The sequence below is a fragment of the Streptomyces spiralis genome (assembly GCF_014654675.1).
GTDB classification, from domain to species: domain Bacteria; phylum Actinomycetota; class Actinomycetes; order Streptomycetales; family Streptomycetaceae; genus Streptomyces; species Streptomyces spiralis.
On sequence record NZ_BNBC01000034.1, the window covers coordinates 49,431 to 64,179 of the forward strand.

General features: G+C 73.0%; 16 protein-coding genes and 1 pseudogene. 7 read left to right on the forward strand and 10 right to left on the reverse strand.

Annotation, left to right across the window (positions count from 1 at the left end; genetic code table 11):
- Positions 1-11 precede the first annotated feature (11 nt).
- From IE318_RS29595 to IE318_RS29605, 3 genes are read left to right on the forward strand one after another with little or no spacing between them, the layout of a single operon-like run.
- Complete coding sequence (locus IE318_RS29595; protein ID WP_189905272.1) at positions 12-188, forward strand: hypothetical protein; 177 nt, start codon at positions 12-14, stop codon at positions 186-188.
- Positions 189-203: 15 nt separating this feature from the next.
- A complete protein-coding gene (locus tag IE318_RS29600; protein ID WP_030179305.1) occupies positions 204-806 on the forward strand; it encodes a hypothetical protein in 603 nt (200 codons plus the stop codon).
- 59 nt (positions 807-865) lie between these two features.
- Positions 866-1,594: a 3-keto-5-aminohexanoate cleavage protein gene (locus IE318_RS29605; protein WP_189905274.1), complete on the forward strand. Its 729-nt coding sequence runs from the start codon at positions 866-868 to the stop codon at positions 1,592-1,594.
- Positions 1,595-1,757: 163 nt separating this feature from the next.
- Here IE318_RS29605 and soxR read toward each other — a convergent pair whose 3' ends face one another.
- Positions 1,758-2,222: a redox-sensitive transcriptional activator SoxR gene (gene soxR / locus IE318_RS29610; RefSeq protein ID WP_030186601.1), complete on the reverse strand. Its 465-nt coding sequence runs from the start codon at positions 2,220-2,222 to the stop codon at positions 1,758-1,760.
- A gap of 110 nt (positions 2,223-2,332) precedes the next feature.
- Between soxR and IE318_RS29615 the strand changes: the two genes are divergently transcribed.
- On the forward strand, positions 2,333-2,794 hold the full coding sequence (locus IE318_RS29615) for a MaoC family dehydratase (protein ID WP_030186600.1): 462 nt from the start codon (positions 2,333-2,335) through the stop codon (positions 2,792-2,794).
- 51 nt (positions 2,795-2,845) lie between these two features.
- On the opposite strand, the gene IE318_RS29620 is transcribed toward IE318_RS29615, so the two are convergent.
- From IE318_RS29620 to IE318_RS29630, 3 genes are all read right to left on the reverse strand, one after another.
- The gene (locus IE318_RS29620; protein WP_030186599.1) at positions 2,846-3,484 is read right to left on the reverse strand and encodes a TetR/AcrR family transcriptional regulator; all 639 of its coding nucleotides are present in this window, start codon (positions 3,482-3,484) and stop codon (positions 2,846-2,848) included.
- A gap of 83 nt (positions 3,485-3,567) precedes the next feature.
- On the reverse strand, positions 3,568-3,855 hold the full coding sequence (locus IE318_RS29625) for a YiaA/YiaB family inner membrane protein (RefSeq protein WP_030186598.1): 288 nt from the start codon (positions 3,853-3,855) through the stop codon (positions 3,568-3,570).
- A gap of 59 nt (positions 3,856-3,914) precedes the next feature.
- The gene (locus IE318_RS29630) at positions 3,915-5,066 is read right to left on the reverse strand and encodes an acyl-CoA dehydrogenase family protein (protein ID WP_189905331.1); all 1,152 of its coding nucleotides are present in this window, start codon (positions 5,064-5,066) and stop codon (positions 3,915-3,917) included.
- Between the two features lie 132 nt (positions 5,067-5,198).
- Between IE318_RS29630 and IE318_RS29635 the strand changes: the two genes are divergently transcribed.
- The 3 genes from IE318_RS29635 to IE318_RS29645 all read left to right on the forward strand — a co-directional run bounded on the left by IE318_RS29635 (position 5,199) and on the right by IE318_RS29645 (position 7,815).
- Positions 5,199-5,849 carry a TetR/AcrR family transcriptional regulator gene (locus IE318_RS29635; protein WP_030186592.1) on the forward strand — a complete coding sequence of 217 codons (651 nt, stop codon included), beginning with the start codon at positions 5,199-5,201 and terminating at the stop codon, positions 5,847-5,849.
- 59 nt (positions 5,850-5,908) lie between these two features.
- Positions 5,909-6,631 carry an ArsR/SmtB family transcription factor gene (locus IE318_RS29640; protein ID WP_189905276.1) on the forward strand — a complete coding sequence of 241 codons (723 nt, stop codon included), beginning with the start codon at positions 5,909-5,911 and terminating at the stop codon, positions 6,629-6,631.
- Between the two features lie 224 nt (positions 6,632-6,855).
- Positions 6,856-7,815: a DMT family transporter gene (locus IE318_RS29645; RefSeq protein ID WP_373311312.1), complete on the forward strand. Its 960-nt coding sequence runs from the start codon at positions 6,856-6,858 to the stop codon at positions 7,813-7,815.
- A 3-nt stretch (positions 7,816-7,818) separates the two neighbouring features.
- On the opposite strand, the gene IE318_RS29650 is transcribed toward IE318_RS29645, so the two are convergent.
- The 6 genes and pseudogenes from IE318_RS29650 to IE318_RS45305 form a co-directional block, all read right to left on the reverse strand.
- Positions 7,819-9,156 (reverse strand): MFS transporter, encoded by a 1,338-nt coding sequence (locus IE318_RS29650; RefSeq protein ID WP_189905277.1) that lies wholly within the window; start codon positions 9,154-9,156, stop codon positions 7,819-7,821.
- Positions 9,157-9,400: 244 nt separating this feature from the next.
- Positions 9,401-10,483, reverse strand: coding sequence for a Zn-dependent alcohol dehydrogenase (locus IE318_RS29655; RefSeq protein ID WP_189905279.1), 1,083 nt, complete (start codon positions 10,481-10,483; stop codon positions 9,401-9,403).
- 14 nt (positions 10,484-10,497) lie between these two features.
- Positions 10,498-11,886 (reverse strand): aldehyde dehydrogenase family protein, encoded by a 1,389-nt coding sequence (locus tag IE318_RS29660; RefSeq protein WP_189905282.1) that lies wholly within the window; start codon positions 11,884-11,886, stop codon positions 10,498-10,500.
- A 236-nt stretch (positions 11,887-12,122) separates the two neighbouring features.
- The gene (locus IE318_RS29665) at positions 12,123-13,472 is read right to left on the reverse strand and encodes an ABC transporter ATP-binding protein (protein ID WP_189905283.1); all 1,350 of its coding nucleotides are present in this window, start codon (positions 13,470-13,472) and stop codon (positions 12,123-12,125) included.
- 239 nt (positions 13,473-13,711) lie between these two features.
- The gene (locus IE318_RS29670; RefSeq protein ID WP_189905285.1) at positions 13,712-14,485 is read right to left on the reverse strand and encodes a class F sortase; all 774 of its coding nucleotides are present in this window, start codon (positions 14,483-14,485) and stop codon (positions 13,712-13,714) included.
- Positions 14,472-14,749 (reverse strand): annotated as a pseudogene (locus IE318_RS45305) (hypothetical protein); the annotation flags it as partial. The pseudogene IE318_RS45305 and the gene IE318_RS29670, both read right to left, overlap by 14 nt.

Here is a 14,749-nt window from a genome sequence, read left to right on the forward strand (position 1 = left end):
GGAGTCATCTCGTGGCGGACATGACGGTCAACCAGGGCGAAGTTATGGCGGACATCGGAAATCGGATGGAGCCGGATCGCCGGTCGGCACGTCTACTCGGCGACGTCCGTACGACGACTCCGTACGACGGACCGTGCGACGGGCCGTACGACGACGCCGAAGTGACCGAAGTGCAGGTGCAGGTGTGACGGAGGTGCAGGGCGATGGCCGGTTTCCGGAGTCTGGCGAGACAGGTGAGGGACCCGCGGTGCGATCTGGCACTGCGACGCTACTCACTGCGCAAGTGCCTTGAGCGGTTCGCTCCCTACGGGCACAGGGCGACCTGGGACCATTTGTGCTCGCGGGCCGGGTTCGGCCCCGAGGACCGCTCCCCCGACCCGGTGCGGCTCGTGGCCGCACTGGAGGAGCTGGAGGAGGCGCGTTCGGTGTGGCTCGACTACGAGGTCGAGTTCGCCCGCCGCCGCAGGAGGGAGAAGCACGACGGGCTGCGCAGGCCGGGCAGCGTGGACGACTGGCACCGGCTGACCTGGGGCGGTTTCGGGGTCGCCTGGTGCGACGACCCGCGGGTGCATCCCGCCGAACCGCTGGCCGAGGTGCTGCGCCGGCTGATCGCCGCACTGGAGCGCGAGCCGGGCGCGGCCTGCCCGGTGTGCGCCGGGGAGCGGCTGGTCTGGAAGTACGGCCTGGACCACGAGCCGTCGACCGGGCCGGTGTGCGTGGACTGCGGCATCCTGGTGCCGCGGCCCGTCCTCACTCCCGGGGCGCTGGCGAGTGCCAGGCGGGGCAGGCTGCTGGTGTCGGCCTGAGGAAAGACGAGGGGTGCGCAGGGGGTGCCGCACCCCTCCGGAAACGGGGGCACGGTCCGGTGATGCAGGTCTGTCTCAACGGGTCCCGCACGGCGGCGGACGGCGCGGTGGTGCCGCTGACGCCGGAGGCGATGGCCGAGTCGGCGGCCGGCGCCGTCGCGGCCGGGGCCACGGAGGTCCATGTCCATCCCAGGACGCCGTGCGGGCGGGAGAGCATGTCGCCGCGCGTGGTCGCGGCGGCGGTGGAGGCGATCCGGGCACGGGTGCCGGTGCCGGTCGGGGTGACCACGGGCGCCTGGACGGAGCCCGATCCGGCGGCCCGCCCGGCGCGCGTGCGCGGCTGGACGGTGCTGCCCGATGTCGCCTCGGTCAACTGGCACGAGCCGGGCGCGGAGGAGCTGGCCGCGGCGCTGCTCGCGCGGGGCGTCGGCGTGGAAGCGGGCATCTGGTCCGGCACGGACGGCGCGGCCCGGTTCGCGGCCTCGCCGCTGGCGCCGCGGGTGCTGCGCGTGCTCGCGGAGGTGACGGACCCGGCCCCGGAGACGGCCGCGGAGTCCGCCCGGGCGCTGCTCGCCGAGCTGGGTGACGCGCATGGGCGGCCCGTGCTGCTGCACGGCGAGGACGGGGGTGTCTGGGCGGTGCTGCGGGTGGCCGGGCGGTTGGGGCTGGACGCGCGGATCGGTCTGGAGGACACGATGGTCCTGCCGGACGGGGAACGGGCTCGGTCCAATGCCCAGTTGGTGAGTGAGGGGTTGGTGCAGTACGGGGTGGGGCGGGGGGCGTCGTAGGCCGGGGGCCAAGTGTGGTGCGGGGGGTGCGCTTGCCCCGCGTGGGGGTGCCTCCCCCGGAGGGGGCACCCCCGGCGCCCACCCGTGCCGCCTGGGGGTACCTCCCAGGCGTCAAGCACTGGGGGAGGCACGACTGCCCGCAGGCTGCGCGGCGACTGCTGGGCTATGGGGTCTTGCGTTCCACCATCAGGCGGGAGCCCACCTGGCGTTGGCCGATCGCGTCGTCGGGGTTGGAGAGCACGCAGGTGTCCAGGGACAGGCAGCCGCAGCCGATGCAGTCGGTGAGATGGTCGCGCAGCCGGTTGAGCTGCTTGATGCGCTCGTCGAGCTCGGTGCGCCAGGCCTCGGACAGGCGGGCCCAGTCCTCCCGGGTGGGGGTGCGTTCCTCAGGGAGTTCGGCGAGCGCCTCGCGGATCGTGGCCAGCGGGATGCCGACGCGCTGCGCGGCCCGGACGAAGGCGACCCGGCGCAGGGTGTCACGGGTGTAGCGGCGCTGGTTGCCTGCGGTGCGGCGGCTCCTGATCAGGCCCTTGGACTCGTAGAAGTGCAGGGCGGAGACCGCGGCGCCGCTGCGCGCGGACACCTGCCCGACGGTCAGCTCGTGGATCTTCTCGGGAATCTGGGGCATCCCTCAGAGCCTACCCACCGTGTCGCACTCCGTTTCCGTTGACATGGGCCGTCGACCCGAGCATGCTAAGCAGTTGCTTAGACATGATGTGCGACGCGAGAGGCCGGGACATGGCAGAGCCGAGGATCTTCACCTCCGCCGACGACCTGAAGTCGGCGGTGGGCGAGCAGCTGGGGTACACCGACTGGCTGGAGATCGACCAGAAGCGGATCGACCTGTTCGCCGAGGCGACCGGCGACCACCAGTGGATCCACGTGGACCCGGAGAAGGCTGCCGCCGGCCCGTTCGGCACCACCATCGCCCACGGTTATCTGACCCTGTCGCTGCTCCCCCTGTTCGGGCCGCAGCTGCTCACCGTCGAGGGCGTGAAGATGGGGGTCAACTACGGCACCAACAAGGTGCGCTTCCCCGCCCCCGTCCCGGTCGGCTCCCGGCTGCGCGCCACCGCGACGATCAGCGGCGTGGACGACGTGCCGGGCGGGGTGCAGGTGACCGTCGCCTTCACCGTCGAGCGCGAGGGCGGGGACAAGCCGGTGTGCGTGGCGGAGTCGGTGTCCCGGTACTACCTGTAGGACCAGGGTCTTTCCGTTCGGATCGGCCCGGCCCGGTCCGAACGAGAGGCCCTACGTCCGGTCGGGCTGCTTCGCCCCGACCATGCGCAGCACGAGGTCGGCGTAGAGCGCGCCGACCTCCTCGGGGGTGCGCGGGCCGTTCACGCTGAACCAGCGGGCCACGTCGATGCACAGCGACAGCACGGCGAGGGTCGTGCCCTGCACGTCGAGCACGTCGAACTCGCCCGCGGCCACACCGTCCTCGATGATCCCGCGCACCTCGGCGTCGACCTGACGGCGCAGGGCGACGATCTCGGCGCGGGCGTCGGGGCCGAGCGCGTCGAGTTCGTACTGCACGATCCGCGCGGTGGTGCGCCGTCCGGCGTGCCAGCGGACGAAGGAGCTGACCGCGTCGGCCAGCCGCTCCTTGGCGCTGCCCTCACGCTGCGCCGCCGTGCGCAGGATGTCGAGGGCCTTGTCGTGGCCGATCCGGCTGATCCGGTGGAGCAGCTCTTCCTTGGTCTTGTAGTGGATGTAGAGCGCGGCCGGGCTCATGCCGGCGCGCCCGGCGATGTCGCGGGTCGTCGTCGCGTGGTAGCCGCGCTCGGCGAAGGCCTCCACGGCGGCGACCAGCAGCCGCCGGGCCGCGTCAGGGGTGACCTCGTCCCACGGCTCCGCTTCGCCGCCGGTCGTCTCCTCCGCCGTACTCATCGCTCGCTCGCCCCTCTCGGTGACAGGAGCACCACCATACCGCCGACGGTGAGCGGGCGCTTAGTGTGGCCTTCGGCGGGGGCTCACAGCTTCTCGAAGGGGTCGTGCTCGGCGAGCAGCTTCTCCAGGCGGGCCTGGTCGACCCGGCTGACGATCTGCCCGGCCTCCTGCCGGTCCCGGATCACCTTGGCGAGGGTGAAGGCGGAGGTGACGAGGTAGAGGACGGCGATGGCGAGGAAGGCCCGCACCCAGGCGTCGGTGTTCAGCTGGTAGATGCCGACGGCGGTGGCCGACATGGCCACGGCGAAGGACGCGACGGCCTGGCCGTAGAAGGCGGCCGTGTTCTGCTGCTTGACGGGTGTGTCACTCATGACAGAGAGCATCGGCGAACGTGGCCTGCGCCACATCCGCCGAAATACTCAGAACGTACTCAGAACGCCGAGACGCCCGTCAGCGCCCGCCCGATGACCAGCTTCTGGATCTGGCTGGTGCCCTCGTAGAGGGTCATCACACGGGCGTCGCGCAGCAGCTTGCCCGCCGGGTACTCGTCGATGTAGCCGTAGCCGCCGAAGACCTGGAGGGCGTTGTTGGCGGCCCGTACGGCGGCCTCGGAGGCGAACAGCTTGGCCTTGGAGGACTCCACGGCGAACGGCTGCCCTCGGTCGATGAGGTCGGCGACCCGCCAGGTCAGCAGGCGGGCGGCGTCCACGTCCACGGCGATGTCGCTGATCAGCTCCTGGACGAGCTGGTGGTGGGCGATCGTCCTGCCGAACTGCTCGCGTTCGCCCGCGTACCTCACGGCCGCATCCAGCGCGGCCTGGGCTATGCCGACGCAGCCGGCGGCCACCGACATCCGGCCCTTGGCGAGGGCGGACATGGCGACCGAGAAGCCCTTGCCCTCGGGTGCCAGCATCGCGGAGGCGGGGACGCGCACGTCCTCGAGCACCAGCTCGGCGGTCGCCTGGCCGCGCAGGCCCAGCTTGCCGTGGATGGTGCGGCGGGTCAGGCCGGGGGTGTCGGTGGGGACGAGGAAGGCGGTCACACCCTTGTGGCCGGGGGCGTCGGTGGAGCGGGCGAAGAGCAGCACGACATCGGCCCAGGTGCCGTTGGTGATGAACATCTTGGTGCCGTTGATGACGTAGTCGTCGCCGTCGCGCACCGCCCGGGTGGTCAGGTTGCCCGCGTCGGAGCCGGTGCCGGGCTCGGTGAGGCCGAAGCAGCCGACGTACTCGCCGGAGGTCAGGCCCGGCAGCCAGCGCCGCTTCTGCTCCTCGCTCCCCCAGGCGGCGATCGTCTTGGCGACGAGGCCCAGCGAGACGGACACGATGCCGCGCACGGAGGAGTCGCCGCGGCCCAGCTCCTCGGTGACCAGGCAGTACGCCAGATGGTCCCCGCCCGAGCCGCCGTACTCCTCGTCGATGGTCAGGCCCAGGAAGCCGACCTCGCCGAGCTTCTTCACGACGGCGCGGTCCACTTCCTCGGCGCGGTCCCAGGCGACCACGTCGGGTGCGATCTCGCGCTCCACGAAGTCCCGGGCGAGCCGCCGGATCGCGGTCTGCTCCTCGTTGAGCTCCAGGTTCACCACGAGATCACCCCACAGACGACGTCGGACGACGCCAGACGGACGTCATACGGACGCCGGACGACAGATCTTGAAAGCCGGACATTTAAATTAGCACTGCTAGTTTAATGCCGCAGCCCTACTATGTGCGCCATGGCCCGACCACGCAAGCCCCTCCTCAGCACCGACCGCATCGTCGCGACGGCACGGGACCTCGTGGACGGTGAGGGCCTGGCGGCAGTCTCCACGCGCCGGCTCGCCGCCGAACTCGGCGTCAGCGGACCCTCGCTCTACAACCACTTCCGCACCAAGGACGAGATCCTGGAGGCGGTCGCCGACTCGGTGAGCGCCCAGGTCGACCTGTCGATGTTCGAGGACGGCCGCGACTGGCGGAGCGCGCTGCACGACTGGGCGGTCTCCTACCGGGCCGCCCTGCGCGACCATCCGAACATCGTCCCCGTCCTGGCCCGCGGCCCCGGCCGCCGCCCCGCCGCGCTGCGGCTGGCCGACGCGGTCTACGGCGCGATGGTCGACGCGGGGTGGCCGCCGGCCCAGGCCACCTCCATCGGCGCGCTGATGCGGTACTTCGTCATGGGCTCCGCGCTCGGCTCCTTCGCCGGTGGCTTCGTGGGCGACGCCGGGGCCTACGACCCCGCCGACTATCCGCACCTCGGCCAGGCCCACCTGCTGGCCGACCAGCAGGAGAAGATCGACGAGCGGGCCTTCGAGACGGGGCTGACCGCCCTGCTGGACGGCCTGGCACAGCAGTACGAGCAGGTCGGGCGGACCGCGCAGGCGACGTAGCCGGAAGGCGGCGTCACAGTTCGGTGACCGCCGAACCGTCCGTGCCGCATGCTGGACGCATGACCACCAGGGATCGTACCCACGACCCCCAGGCTCCCGGCCTGGCGGCGCTCGCCGGGCTGATCGCCGACGAGACCCGGGCGGCCTGTCTGCTGGCGCTGCTCGACGGGCGGGCCTGGACCGCGGGCGAGCTGGCCCGGCACGCGGGCGTGGCCGCGTCGACCCTCAGCGAACACCTGGGCAAGCTCGTCGCGGGCGGCCTGCTCAGCGAGGAGCGCCAGGGCCGGCACCGGTATGTGCGGCTGGCCGACGCCCGGGTGGCCCAGCTGGTGGAGGATCTGGCCGCCCAGGTCTCCCCGCGGGTCTCGCGCCGCCCCCGCTCGCTGCGGGAGTCGAGCGCCGGTTCGGCGATGGCCCGGGGCCGCACGTGCTACGACCACCTCGCGGGGCGGCTGGGCATCGCGGTGACCGATGCGCTGACCGTGCGCGGACTGCTGCGGCAGGACACGGGGTTCGCGCTCACGGAGGCCGGGCTGACCTGGTTCGACTCCGCCGGAATCGGCCTCGACCGCAAAGGCCGCCGTCCGCTCGCCCGCGCCTGCCTCGACTGGACGGAACGCCGCCCGCACCTGGCGGGCGTCGCCGGCGCGGCCCTGTGCCGGCACGCCCTCGACACCGGCTGGTGCGTACGCATCGGCTCCGAGCGCGCCGTCAAGGTCACACCGACCGGCGAACGCGCCCTCTCCGACCTACTGGGCATCGAGGCATCGGCCCTGCGCTGAACTCGGTCCGCTCTGATTCCGTCCGGTTCGGCCGGCTCCCATCCGTCCCCATCCCCGTCCCCATCCCCGTCCCTTCAAGCGGTCCGACCGGTCCACCGAGCCGCTCTCGACTCCACCCGGTCCTCGTCGGCCCGCCCGGGCCGGGCAGGCTGCCCGGGGACCGCACGGCTTCGTGTCCGAAATCCGCGAGCTCTTTGTCTCTGACCCGCCTAGCCTCGGGAAACATGATGAACGTTCCCCAGTCCCGACTGGCCACTGCTGCCGCCACGGTGACCGTGGTGTTGTGGGCCTCCGCCTTCGTGTCCATCCGCAGTGCGGGCGGCGCGTACTCGCCGGGCGCGCTGGCGCTGGGGCGGCTGCTTGCCGGGGCCGTGGCGCTCGGCGTGATCTGTCTGGTACGGCGCGAGGGGTGGCCGCCGCGGGCGGCCTGGCGCGGGATCGCGATATCCGGGCTGCTGTGGTTCGGCTTCTACATGGTCGCCCTGAACTGGGGCGAGCAGCAGGTGGACGCCGGTACCGCCGCCCTGGTCGTGAACGTCGGCCCGCTGCTCATCGCCCTGCTGGGGGCACGGCTGCTGGGCGATCCGATGCCGCCGCGGCTGCTGGCGGGCATGGCGGTGTCGTTCGCGGGTGCGGTGACCGTGGGCCTGTCGATGTCCGGCGAGGGCGGCTCCTCCGTGCTCGGGGTGGCGCTCTGCCTGCTCGCCGCCGTCGCGTACGCCTCCGGGGTCGTCGCGCAGAAGCCGGCGCTGGGCCGGGCGAGCGCGTTGCAGGTGACGACGTTCGGCTGCCTGGTCGGGGCGGTGGTCTGTCTGCCGTTCGCCGGGCAGTTGGTCCACGAGGCCGCCGACGCCCCGCTGTCGGCGACGCTGAACATGGTCTATCTCGGCGTGTTCCCGACCGCGCTCGCCTTCACCACGTGGGCGTACGCCCTGGCCCGCACCACCGCGAGCCGGATGGGCGCGACGACCTACGCCGTGCCCGCGCTGGTCGTGCTGATGTCGTGGCTGGCGCTGGGCGAGGTGCCGGGGCTGCTGACGCTGGCGGGCGGGGTGCTGTGCCTGGCCGGCGTGGCGGTGTCGAGGTCGCGGGCCCGTACGCGGACGGCGTCGGGGGCAGGAGCGGCCGCGCCCGGCGCCGCGGTCCCGGAGACGGTTCCGGAGCCGCGGCCCGAGCGGACGTGAGGTTCAGCGTGAACGGGCCCTTCCTGCAAGGATCTTGATGGAGATCAGGGCGATGACGGCGAGGGCGACGATGTAGCCGGACACCGCCATCGACGTCCCCGTCGCCTTCAACAGCAGCACCATCAGGAAGGGCGCCAGACCGCCGCCGAGGACCGCGGCGATCTGGTAGCCGAGGGACGCCCCGGTGTAGCGCATCTCCGGGGTGAACAGCTCGGCGAACAGCGCGGCCTGGGGGCCGTACATGATGCTGAGGAAGCAGCTCGCCACGAAGGTCGCCACCGCCAGCCACAGCAGCGAACCGGTGTCGATCAGCAGGAACAGCGGTACGGCCCACAGCGCGATGCCGGCCGCGCCGAGCGCGTAGACGCGGATGCGGCCGACGCGGTCGGAGAGCGCGGCGGCGGCCGGGATCAGCACCAGCTGGGTGAGGCTGACGCAGAGCGAGACGGTGAGTACGGCGCTCTGCTCCATGCCGAGGTTGTGGGTGGTGTACTCCAGCACGCCGGTGATCAGGATGTAGAAGGTCGCCGTGTTCACCGCGAAGGATCCGCCGGCGAGGAAGACCGTGCCGAGATGGCCGCGCAGCACGGTGCGCAGCGGCGAGCTGCGCTCCACCCGCTCGCGCTCGGTCCGCTCCCGCTCGGCGAGCGCACGCTCGGCCGCCCGGAATTCGGGGGTCTCCTCGACCCTGGTGTGGATATACCAGGCGAGGGCGAGGACGAGGAGGCCGACCAGGAAGGGCAGCCGCCAGGCCCAGGCGGCGAAGGCCGAGTCGGTGGTGAAGGCGCCGGCGAGGAGGAAGACGGTGTTGGCCGTCACCACACCGATGGGCACGCCGAGCTGGACGACGCTGCCGTAGACACCGCGCCGGCCCTCGGGCGCGTACTCGGTGGCCAGCAGCACCGCGCCGCCCCACTGGGCGCCGACCGCCAGGCCCTGCACCACGCGGAGCACGACGAGCAGGACCGGGGCGGCGACGCCGATGGTGGCGTACGTCGGCAGCAGGCCGATGCCGGTGGTGGCCGTGCCCATCAGGGTGAGGGCGAGGACCAGCATCGGCTTGCGGCCGCGCTTGTCCCCGAGATGGCCGGCGATGATGCCGCCGATCGGACGGGCCAGGAAGCCGACGGCGAAGGTGGCGAAGGCGGCGAGGACTCCGGCGGTGGGGCTGCCGGCCGGGAAGTACAGGTCGCCGAGGACCAGGGCGGCCGCGATGCCGAAGACGAAGTAGTCGTACCACTCGACGGCGGAGGCGAGGGCGGCGGCGGTGGCCACCCGGCGGCGGCTGCGGGTGGCGGGAGCCGTGGTGGTCAGTGGCTGAGCGGAAGGTGCCGTGTCCATGCGTGCACACTCCGGGGGTGCGGGGACGGGGAGGGGGGCGGCTTGGGCCGGGACCGTACTGACCGGACGGTATGGGCGTCAACGGGTCGCGCCCAGGAGTTTTGCCTGTATGGAGCACCGAGTCGGCGCCGGTGGGGGCGCGCGGAGGTCGCGCGGGCATGCCTGGAATCCGGCTCGCCGCGGACGGGCCGGATGCGCTGCCGGCAGCCCCTGGTCGTGCCGGCAGCCCTGGCGGACGGCAGCCCTAGAAGACCACCAGCGCCCGGCCGCCCTTCCCGGCCGTCATGTTCTCGAAGGCCGCCGGGATGCCGTCCAGGGCGATCCGCTCGGTCACCATCGCGCCCAGGTCCAGGCGTCCGGCGCGGACGTGCTCGGCGAGCACGGGCAGGTCCTCGGCCGGGTCGGAGTTGCCGTAGACGCAGCCGGAGAGGGTGCGGCCCCAGTGGAAGATCTCCAGGGCGTTGAAGGTGACCTGCTCCTCCTTGCCGCCGATGCCCACGACCGTCGTACGGCCGCCGCGACGGGTGGACTCCCAGGCGGCGCGGATGGTGACCGCGCGGCCCACGCACTCCACGGAGACGTCGACGCCCTGCCTGCCGGTGAGGGCGCGGATCTCGCGGGGGGTGTTCTCGGAGGCCACCACGTAGTCGGTGGCGCCCGCCTGACGCGCGAGTTCCTCCTTCTCCGGGGAGACGTCGACGGCCACGATCTTCGCGGCGCCCGCGATCCGCGCCGCCTGGAGGGTGGCCAGGCCCACTCCGCCGACGCCGAACACCGCCACCGTCTCCCCCCGCCGGACCCGCGCGGAGTGGTGGACGGCGCCGTAGCCGGTGAGGACGGCGCAGCCGAGGAGGGCGGCGTCCGTGAGCGGGACGCCGTCCGGCAGGGGCAGCACGCAGGGGGCGGCGACGACCGTCTCCTCGGCGAAGGCGGCGACGTTCAGGCCGGGGTGCACCTCGGTGCCGTCGATGGTGCGGGCGTGGACGCCGGCGGCGCCGTTCAGGGCGTTGGCGCACAGCCAGACCTCGCCGAGCGAGCAGGCGTGGCAGCTGCCGCAGGACGGGGCCCAGTTGAGGACGACGGCGTCGCCGGGCGAGACGTGGGTGACCCCTTCCCCGACGGCGACGACGGTGCCGGCGCCCTCGTGGCCGAGGACGGCCGGCACCGGCAGCCTCATGGTGCCGTTGGTCAGCGACAGGTCGGAGTGGCAGACCCCGGCGGCGGCGAGCCGCACCCGGACCTGGCCGGGGCCGGGCTCCGGCAGCTCGATCCCGGTGATCTCCAGCGGGGCGCCCACGGCGGGCAGGACGGCGGCACGTACGGCCATGACTCGTGACTCCCTTAGAACTGGAGGGACTTGGTCTGGAGGTACTCGGCGAGCCCGTGCGTGCCGAGTTCACGGCCGACGCCGGACTGCTTGTAGCCGCCGAAGGGCGCGAGGGGATTGAACCGGCCGCCGTTGATGTCGACCTGGCCGGTGTCCATCCGGCGGGCGAAGGCCACCGCCTCCGCCTCGTCGCCCGCCCAGACGGCGCCGGCGAGGCCGTAGACCGTGCCGTTGGCGATGCGCAGGGCGTCCTCCTCGTCCTCGTAGGGCAGGACGCACAGGACGGGACCGAAGATCTCCTCCTGCGCGATGGTCATCTCGGGGGTGACGTCGGCGAAGACGGTGGGGCTGACGAAGTAACCCTGCTCGCGCGGGGATTCGGGGCCGCCCGCGACCAGTCGCGCCCCCTCCGCGATGCCCTTCTCGATGTAACCGCGCACGCGTGCCTGCTGCCTCGCGTTGACCACCGGGCCGATCCGCTCGCCGTACTTGGCGGCGGCCGCCGCGGCCAGCCGGACCGCCTCGTCGTACTGGTCGCGGTGGACCAGCATGCGGGTCCAGGCGCTGCACGTCTGGCCGGAGTTGGACATGACGTTGGCGACGCCGACGTTCACCGCCTTGGCGAGGTCGGCGCTCGGCAGGACGACGTTCGCCGACTTGCCGCCGAGCTCCAGGGCGACCCTCTTGACGGCGGCGCCCGCGACGGCGCCGATCCGCTTGCCCACGGCGGTGGAGCCGGTGAAGGAGACCAGGTCGACGTCAGGGTGCTCGGCGAGCGCCTGTCCGGCGACCGGACCGAGCCCGGTGACCAGGTTGAAGACACCGTCCGGGATCCCGGCCTCGTGCACCGCCTCGGCGAAGAGCTGGGCGGTGAGCGGGGTGTCCTCGGCGGGCTTGAGAACGACGGTGCAGCCCGCGGCGAGCGCCGGGGCGACCTTGGCGACGATCTGGTGCAGGGGGTAGTTCCAGGGGGTGATGGCGCCGACCACGCCGACCGGCTCGTGCAGGACGGTGGAGTTGCCGACCCGCTCCTCGAAGGCGTACGTCGCCGCCAGGTCGGCGTAGGAGCCGGCGACCGCGATGGGCACGCCCGCGTGCACGGTCTGCGAGAAGGCGAGCGGGGAGCCCAGTTCGGCGGTGACCGTCTCGGCGATCTCGTCCTTGCGGGCCACCAGTACGTCCCGGAGGGCGGCCAGGCGGGCGGCCCGCTCGGCGGGCGGGGTGGCGGCCCAGGCGGGGAAGGCGGCGCGGGCGGCGCGCACCGCCGTGTCGACGTCCTCGGCGGTGCCGGCCGGGACGGTGGCGATGACCTGTTCGTCGGCCGGGTTCACCACCTCGATGACGTCCGGGCCCGCGGCGGGGCGCCAGGCGCCGCCGATGTACATGCCGTCGTGTGCCTTCATCGTGCTGGTGCTCCTCCGGGGCGGGGGCGTCCGCCGCGTCCCCGCGGGCCACGGGCATGTGGTCCGGGGCGCGTCGTCGCGCGTCACAACCTACCGACAGCCATATAAACTAGCGCCGATAGTTTTCCCGCACCAGACACCTCGGCCGGCACCGGACACGGCGACCCGTGCCGGACGCCCCGGCCCGGGCCGGAGACCACTGCCCGCCGACCGCCGAGGCGCCGAACCGCCCCGGCTCACTCCTCCAGGTCGGGGACGTGGTCGGGGGCCGGGCAGATGCGATCGCCGTCCTGGTCGAAGACGAACAGGTGGGCCAGGTCAACGAGGAGGGGGACCTGCATGCCATGGCGGAGCTGGATGTCGGGGGTGGTGCGGACCACCAGGTCGCCCGGCAGGCGCGGCTCGGTGGCGGGGGCGAGTTCCGGTGCGGCGGTGGTCCCGATGGGGCGCTCGAGCACGCCCACGGAGCCGGCGCGCAGGGCGACGGCCCGTTCACGCAGGCGGTCCAGCACCGTGCTGTCGCGGCGGCGCCGCCGGTCCGGGCGGCCGGCGGGGCGCGGGGCCTCCAGGTCCGGTACGACGGCGGGCTGGGAGCCGGTGTTGAAGTGGACGAGGACCTCGTGGCCCTGGAACTCCAGGTGCTCCACCAGTCCGGTGATCGGCACCTCGCCGGGCCGGGCGGCGGCGGGCTTGGCGATCCGTACGGCCTCCGAGCGCAGGCCCACGATCACCTCGCGGCCCTGCTGCACGCGCAGCATCTGATGGTCCAGGGACAGGGGTTCGGGCAGGCGCAGGAACTGCTTGCCGAGGCTGATGGTCATGGCCCCGCCGAGCGGGGCGCGGACCAGGCCGCGCAGCAGGTTGATGCGCGGGGTGCCGATGAAGGCGGCGACGAAGACGTTGCGGGGCAGCGCGTAGACCGCGCGCGGGGTGCCGACCTGTTGCAGGACGCCGCTGCGCAGCACGGCGACACGGTCGCCCAGGGACATGGCCTCGGACTGGTCATGGGTGACGTAGACCGTGGTGACGCCCAGTTCCCTGGTGAGCTGGGATATCTCGGCGCGCAGATGGTTGCGGAGCTTGGCGTCCAGGTTGGACAGCGGCTCGTCCATCAGGAAGGCGGAGGGGTGGCGGGCGATCGCCCGGCCCATGGCGACGCGCTGGCGTTCGCCGCCGGAGAGCTGGCCGGGAAAGCGGTCGAGGAGGTCCTCGATGCCCAGCATCCGGGCGGTGGCGTCCACCCGGCCGCCGGGGTCGACACCGGGGGACTCGATGCGCAGCGGGAAGCCGATGTTGTCGCGGCTGGTCATGTTCGGGTAGAGCGCGAAGTTCTGGAAGACCATCGCCATGTCCCGGCCGGCGGGCGGCAGGTCGTTGGCGTACTCGCCGTCGAGCAGCAACTGCCCCTCGGTGATCTCCTCCAGGCCCGCGATCATCCGCAGGACGGTCGACTTGCCGCAGCCGGAGGGCCCGAGCAGTACCAGGAACTCGCCGGGCGCAATGTCGAGCGAGAGCCGGTCCACCACCCGGGTGCCCTTGCTGGAGTACGTCTTGCTCACGTCGTGCAGAGAGATGGCGCGTGTCATGAGATGCCTTCGGGGACTCACCGGAGCGCTGGTACTGCGCGTGTCGAACACCTCGTGCGGGTCGTACGGGGCGTGTGAGTCACGGAAGTTAACGGAATGTAGGCACCCGGGGGAAGACGTCCGACACGTTCGAATGTTTTCGTCCAGCAGGCGAGAAAGCGGACGGTCACATTCACTGGCGGGCGGCCGGTCCGGAGCCGCCGCCCCGAGGCCGGGCCGCCGCCGCGACCCCGCCCGCCTCACTTCGTCGACGTCAGATGGGCGAAGACCACCACGTTGCTCGAGTAGCCGGTGCGGCGGGTGTAGAGACCGCCGCAGGTGATGACGTGCAGCTCGGGGCGGCGGGCGGTGCCGTACACCTCCTTGTCGGGGAAGCGGTCCTTGTCGAAGATCTGCACCTTGTCGACGGTGTATACGGCAGTACGGCCGTCCGCGCGCCGGACCTCGATGCGGCGGCCCCGCTCGACCTGGCCGAGCGCGGCGAAGACGGCGGCGCCCGTCCTCGTGTCGCGGTGCCCGACCGCGATCGCGGTGCCGGACTCCCCCGGCGTGGGACCGCCCTCGTACCAGCCGACCAGCTTCGGCTTGTCGACCGGTGGCGTACGAAGCTGCCGGTCGGCACCCAGGCCGATGCCGATGACGGGCGCGTCGATCCCGAGCGAGGGGATGCGCAGGGAGGTCGCGCGGGAGCGGGGCAGCGGCGTGGGCGGGGGCGCGGAGGACTTCGCACCGTCGGCGCCGTCGCCGTCCGGGCCGTCACCCGAGCCGTGGTCGTCCGGGCCGTCGCCGGAGCCGCCGCCGTCCGTCTCACCGTCCGCCGTGCCGTCCGCCGCACCGTCGGCCGAGCCGGCCGACGCCCGGGCGCCGGCGGCCCTGTCCGCCGCGGGGTGCCCGTGGTGTCCCTCGCACCGGACCCCCGCCGTGACCAGGACGGCCGCGAGCACGGCCGTGCGGGCGAGACGGTAGGCGCGGGTCCGGTACCAGGGCCTGCGTCTGCGCCTACGCGGCACCATGGGGGCGCCGGCGGATCAGCCGGACGTACGCGACCCCGCTGACCACGACCAGCCCGACGGCCGCCGCCCCGGCCACCGGGGAGAAGGCCTGGGCCGTGTCGACCAGGCCGCCGCCGCCCGCGTGCACGCCGCCCTTCGGACGCGGGGGGTCGTCGCGGTCGGCTCCGGCGCCGCCGTGCTCACCGTGCTGGTCGTCGCGGCCGCCGTCGTCGATCTGGTTCGGGCCCTGTCCGCCCTCGTGGCGGTTGTCCTCGTGGCAGTTGA

Coding starts and splice junctions, on each gene's coding strand:
- IE318_RS29600 (WP_030179305.1), top strand. CDS start 204: ATGGCCGGTTTCCGGAGTCTGGCGAGACAGGTGAGGGACCCGCGGTGC.
- soxR (WP_030186601.1), bottom strand. CDS start 2,222: ATGCCCCAGATTCCCGAGAAGATCCACGAGCTGACCGTCGGGCAGGTG.
- IE318_RS29615 (WP_030186600.1), top strand. CDS start 2,333: ATGGCAGAGCCGAGGATCTTCACCTCCGCCGACGACCTGAAGTCGGCG.
- IE318_RS29620 (WP_030186599.1), bottom strand. CDS start 3,484: ATGAGTACGGCGGAGGAGACGACCGGCGGCGAAGCGGAGCCGTGGGAC.
- IE318_RS29625 (WP_030186598.1), bottom strand. CDS start 3,855: ATGAGTGACACACCCGTCAAGCAGCAGAACACGGCCGCCTTCTACGGC.
- IE318_RS29635 (WP_030186592.1), top strand. CDS start 5,199: ATGGCCCGACCACGCAAGCCCCTCCTCAGCACCGACCGCATCGTCGCG.
- IE318_RS29640 (WP_189905276.1), top strand. CDS start 5,909: ATGACCACCAGGGATCGTACCCACGACCCCCAGGCTCCCGGCCTGGCG.
- IE318_RS29645 (WP_373311312.1), top strand. CDS start 6,856: ATGATGAACGTTCCCCAGTCCCGACTGGCCACTGCTGCCGCCACGGTG.
- IE318_RS29650 (WP_189905277.1), bottom strand. CDS start 9,156: ATGGACACGGCACCTTCCGCTCAGCCACTGACCACCACGGCTCCCGCC.
- IE318_RS29655 (WP_189905279.1), bottom strand. CDS start 10,483: ATGGCCGTACGTGCCGCCGTCCTGCCCGCCGTGGGCGCCCCGCTGGAG.
- IE318_RS29660 (WP_189905282.1), bottom strand. CDS start 11,886: ATGAAGGCACACGACGGCATGTACATCGGCGGCGCCTGGCGCCCCGCC.
- IE318_RS29665 (WP_189905283.1), bottom strand. CDS start 13,472: ATGACACGCGCCATCTCTCTGCACGACGTGAGCAAGACGTACTCCAGC.
- IE318_RS29670 (WP_189905285.1), bottom strand. CDS start 14,485: ATGGTGCCGCGTAGGCGCAGACGCAGGCCCTGGTACCGGACCCGCGCC.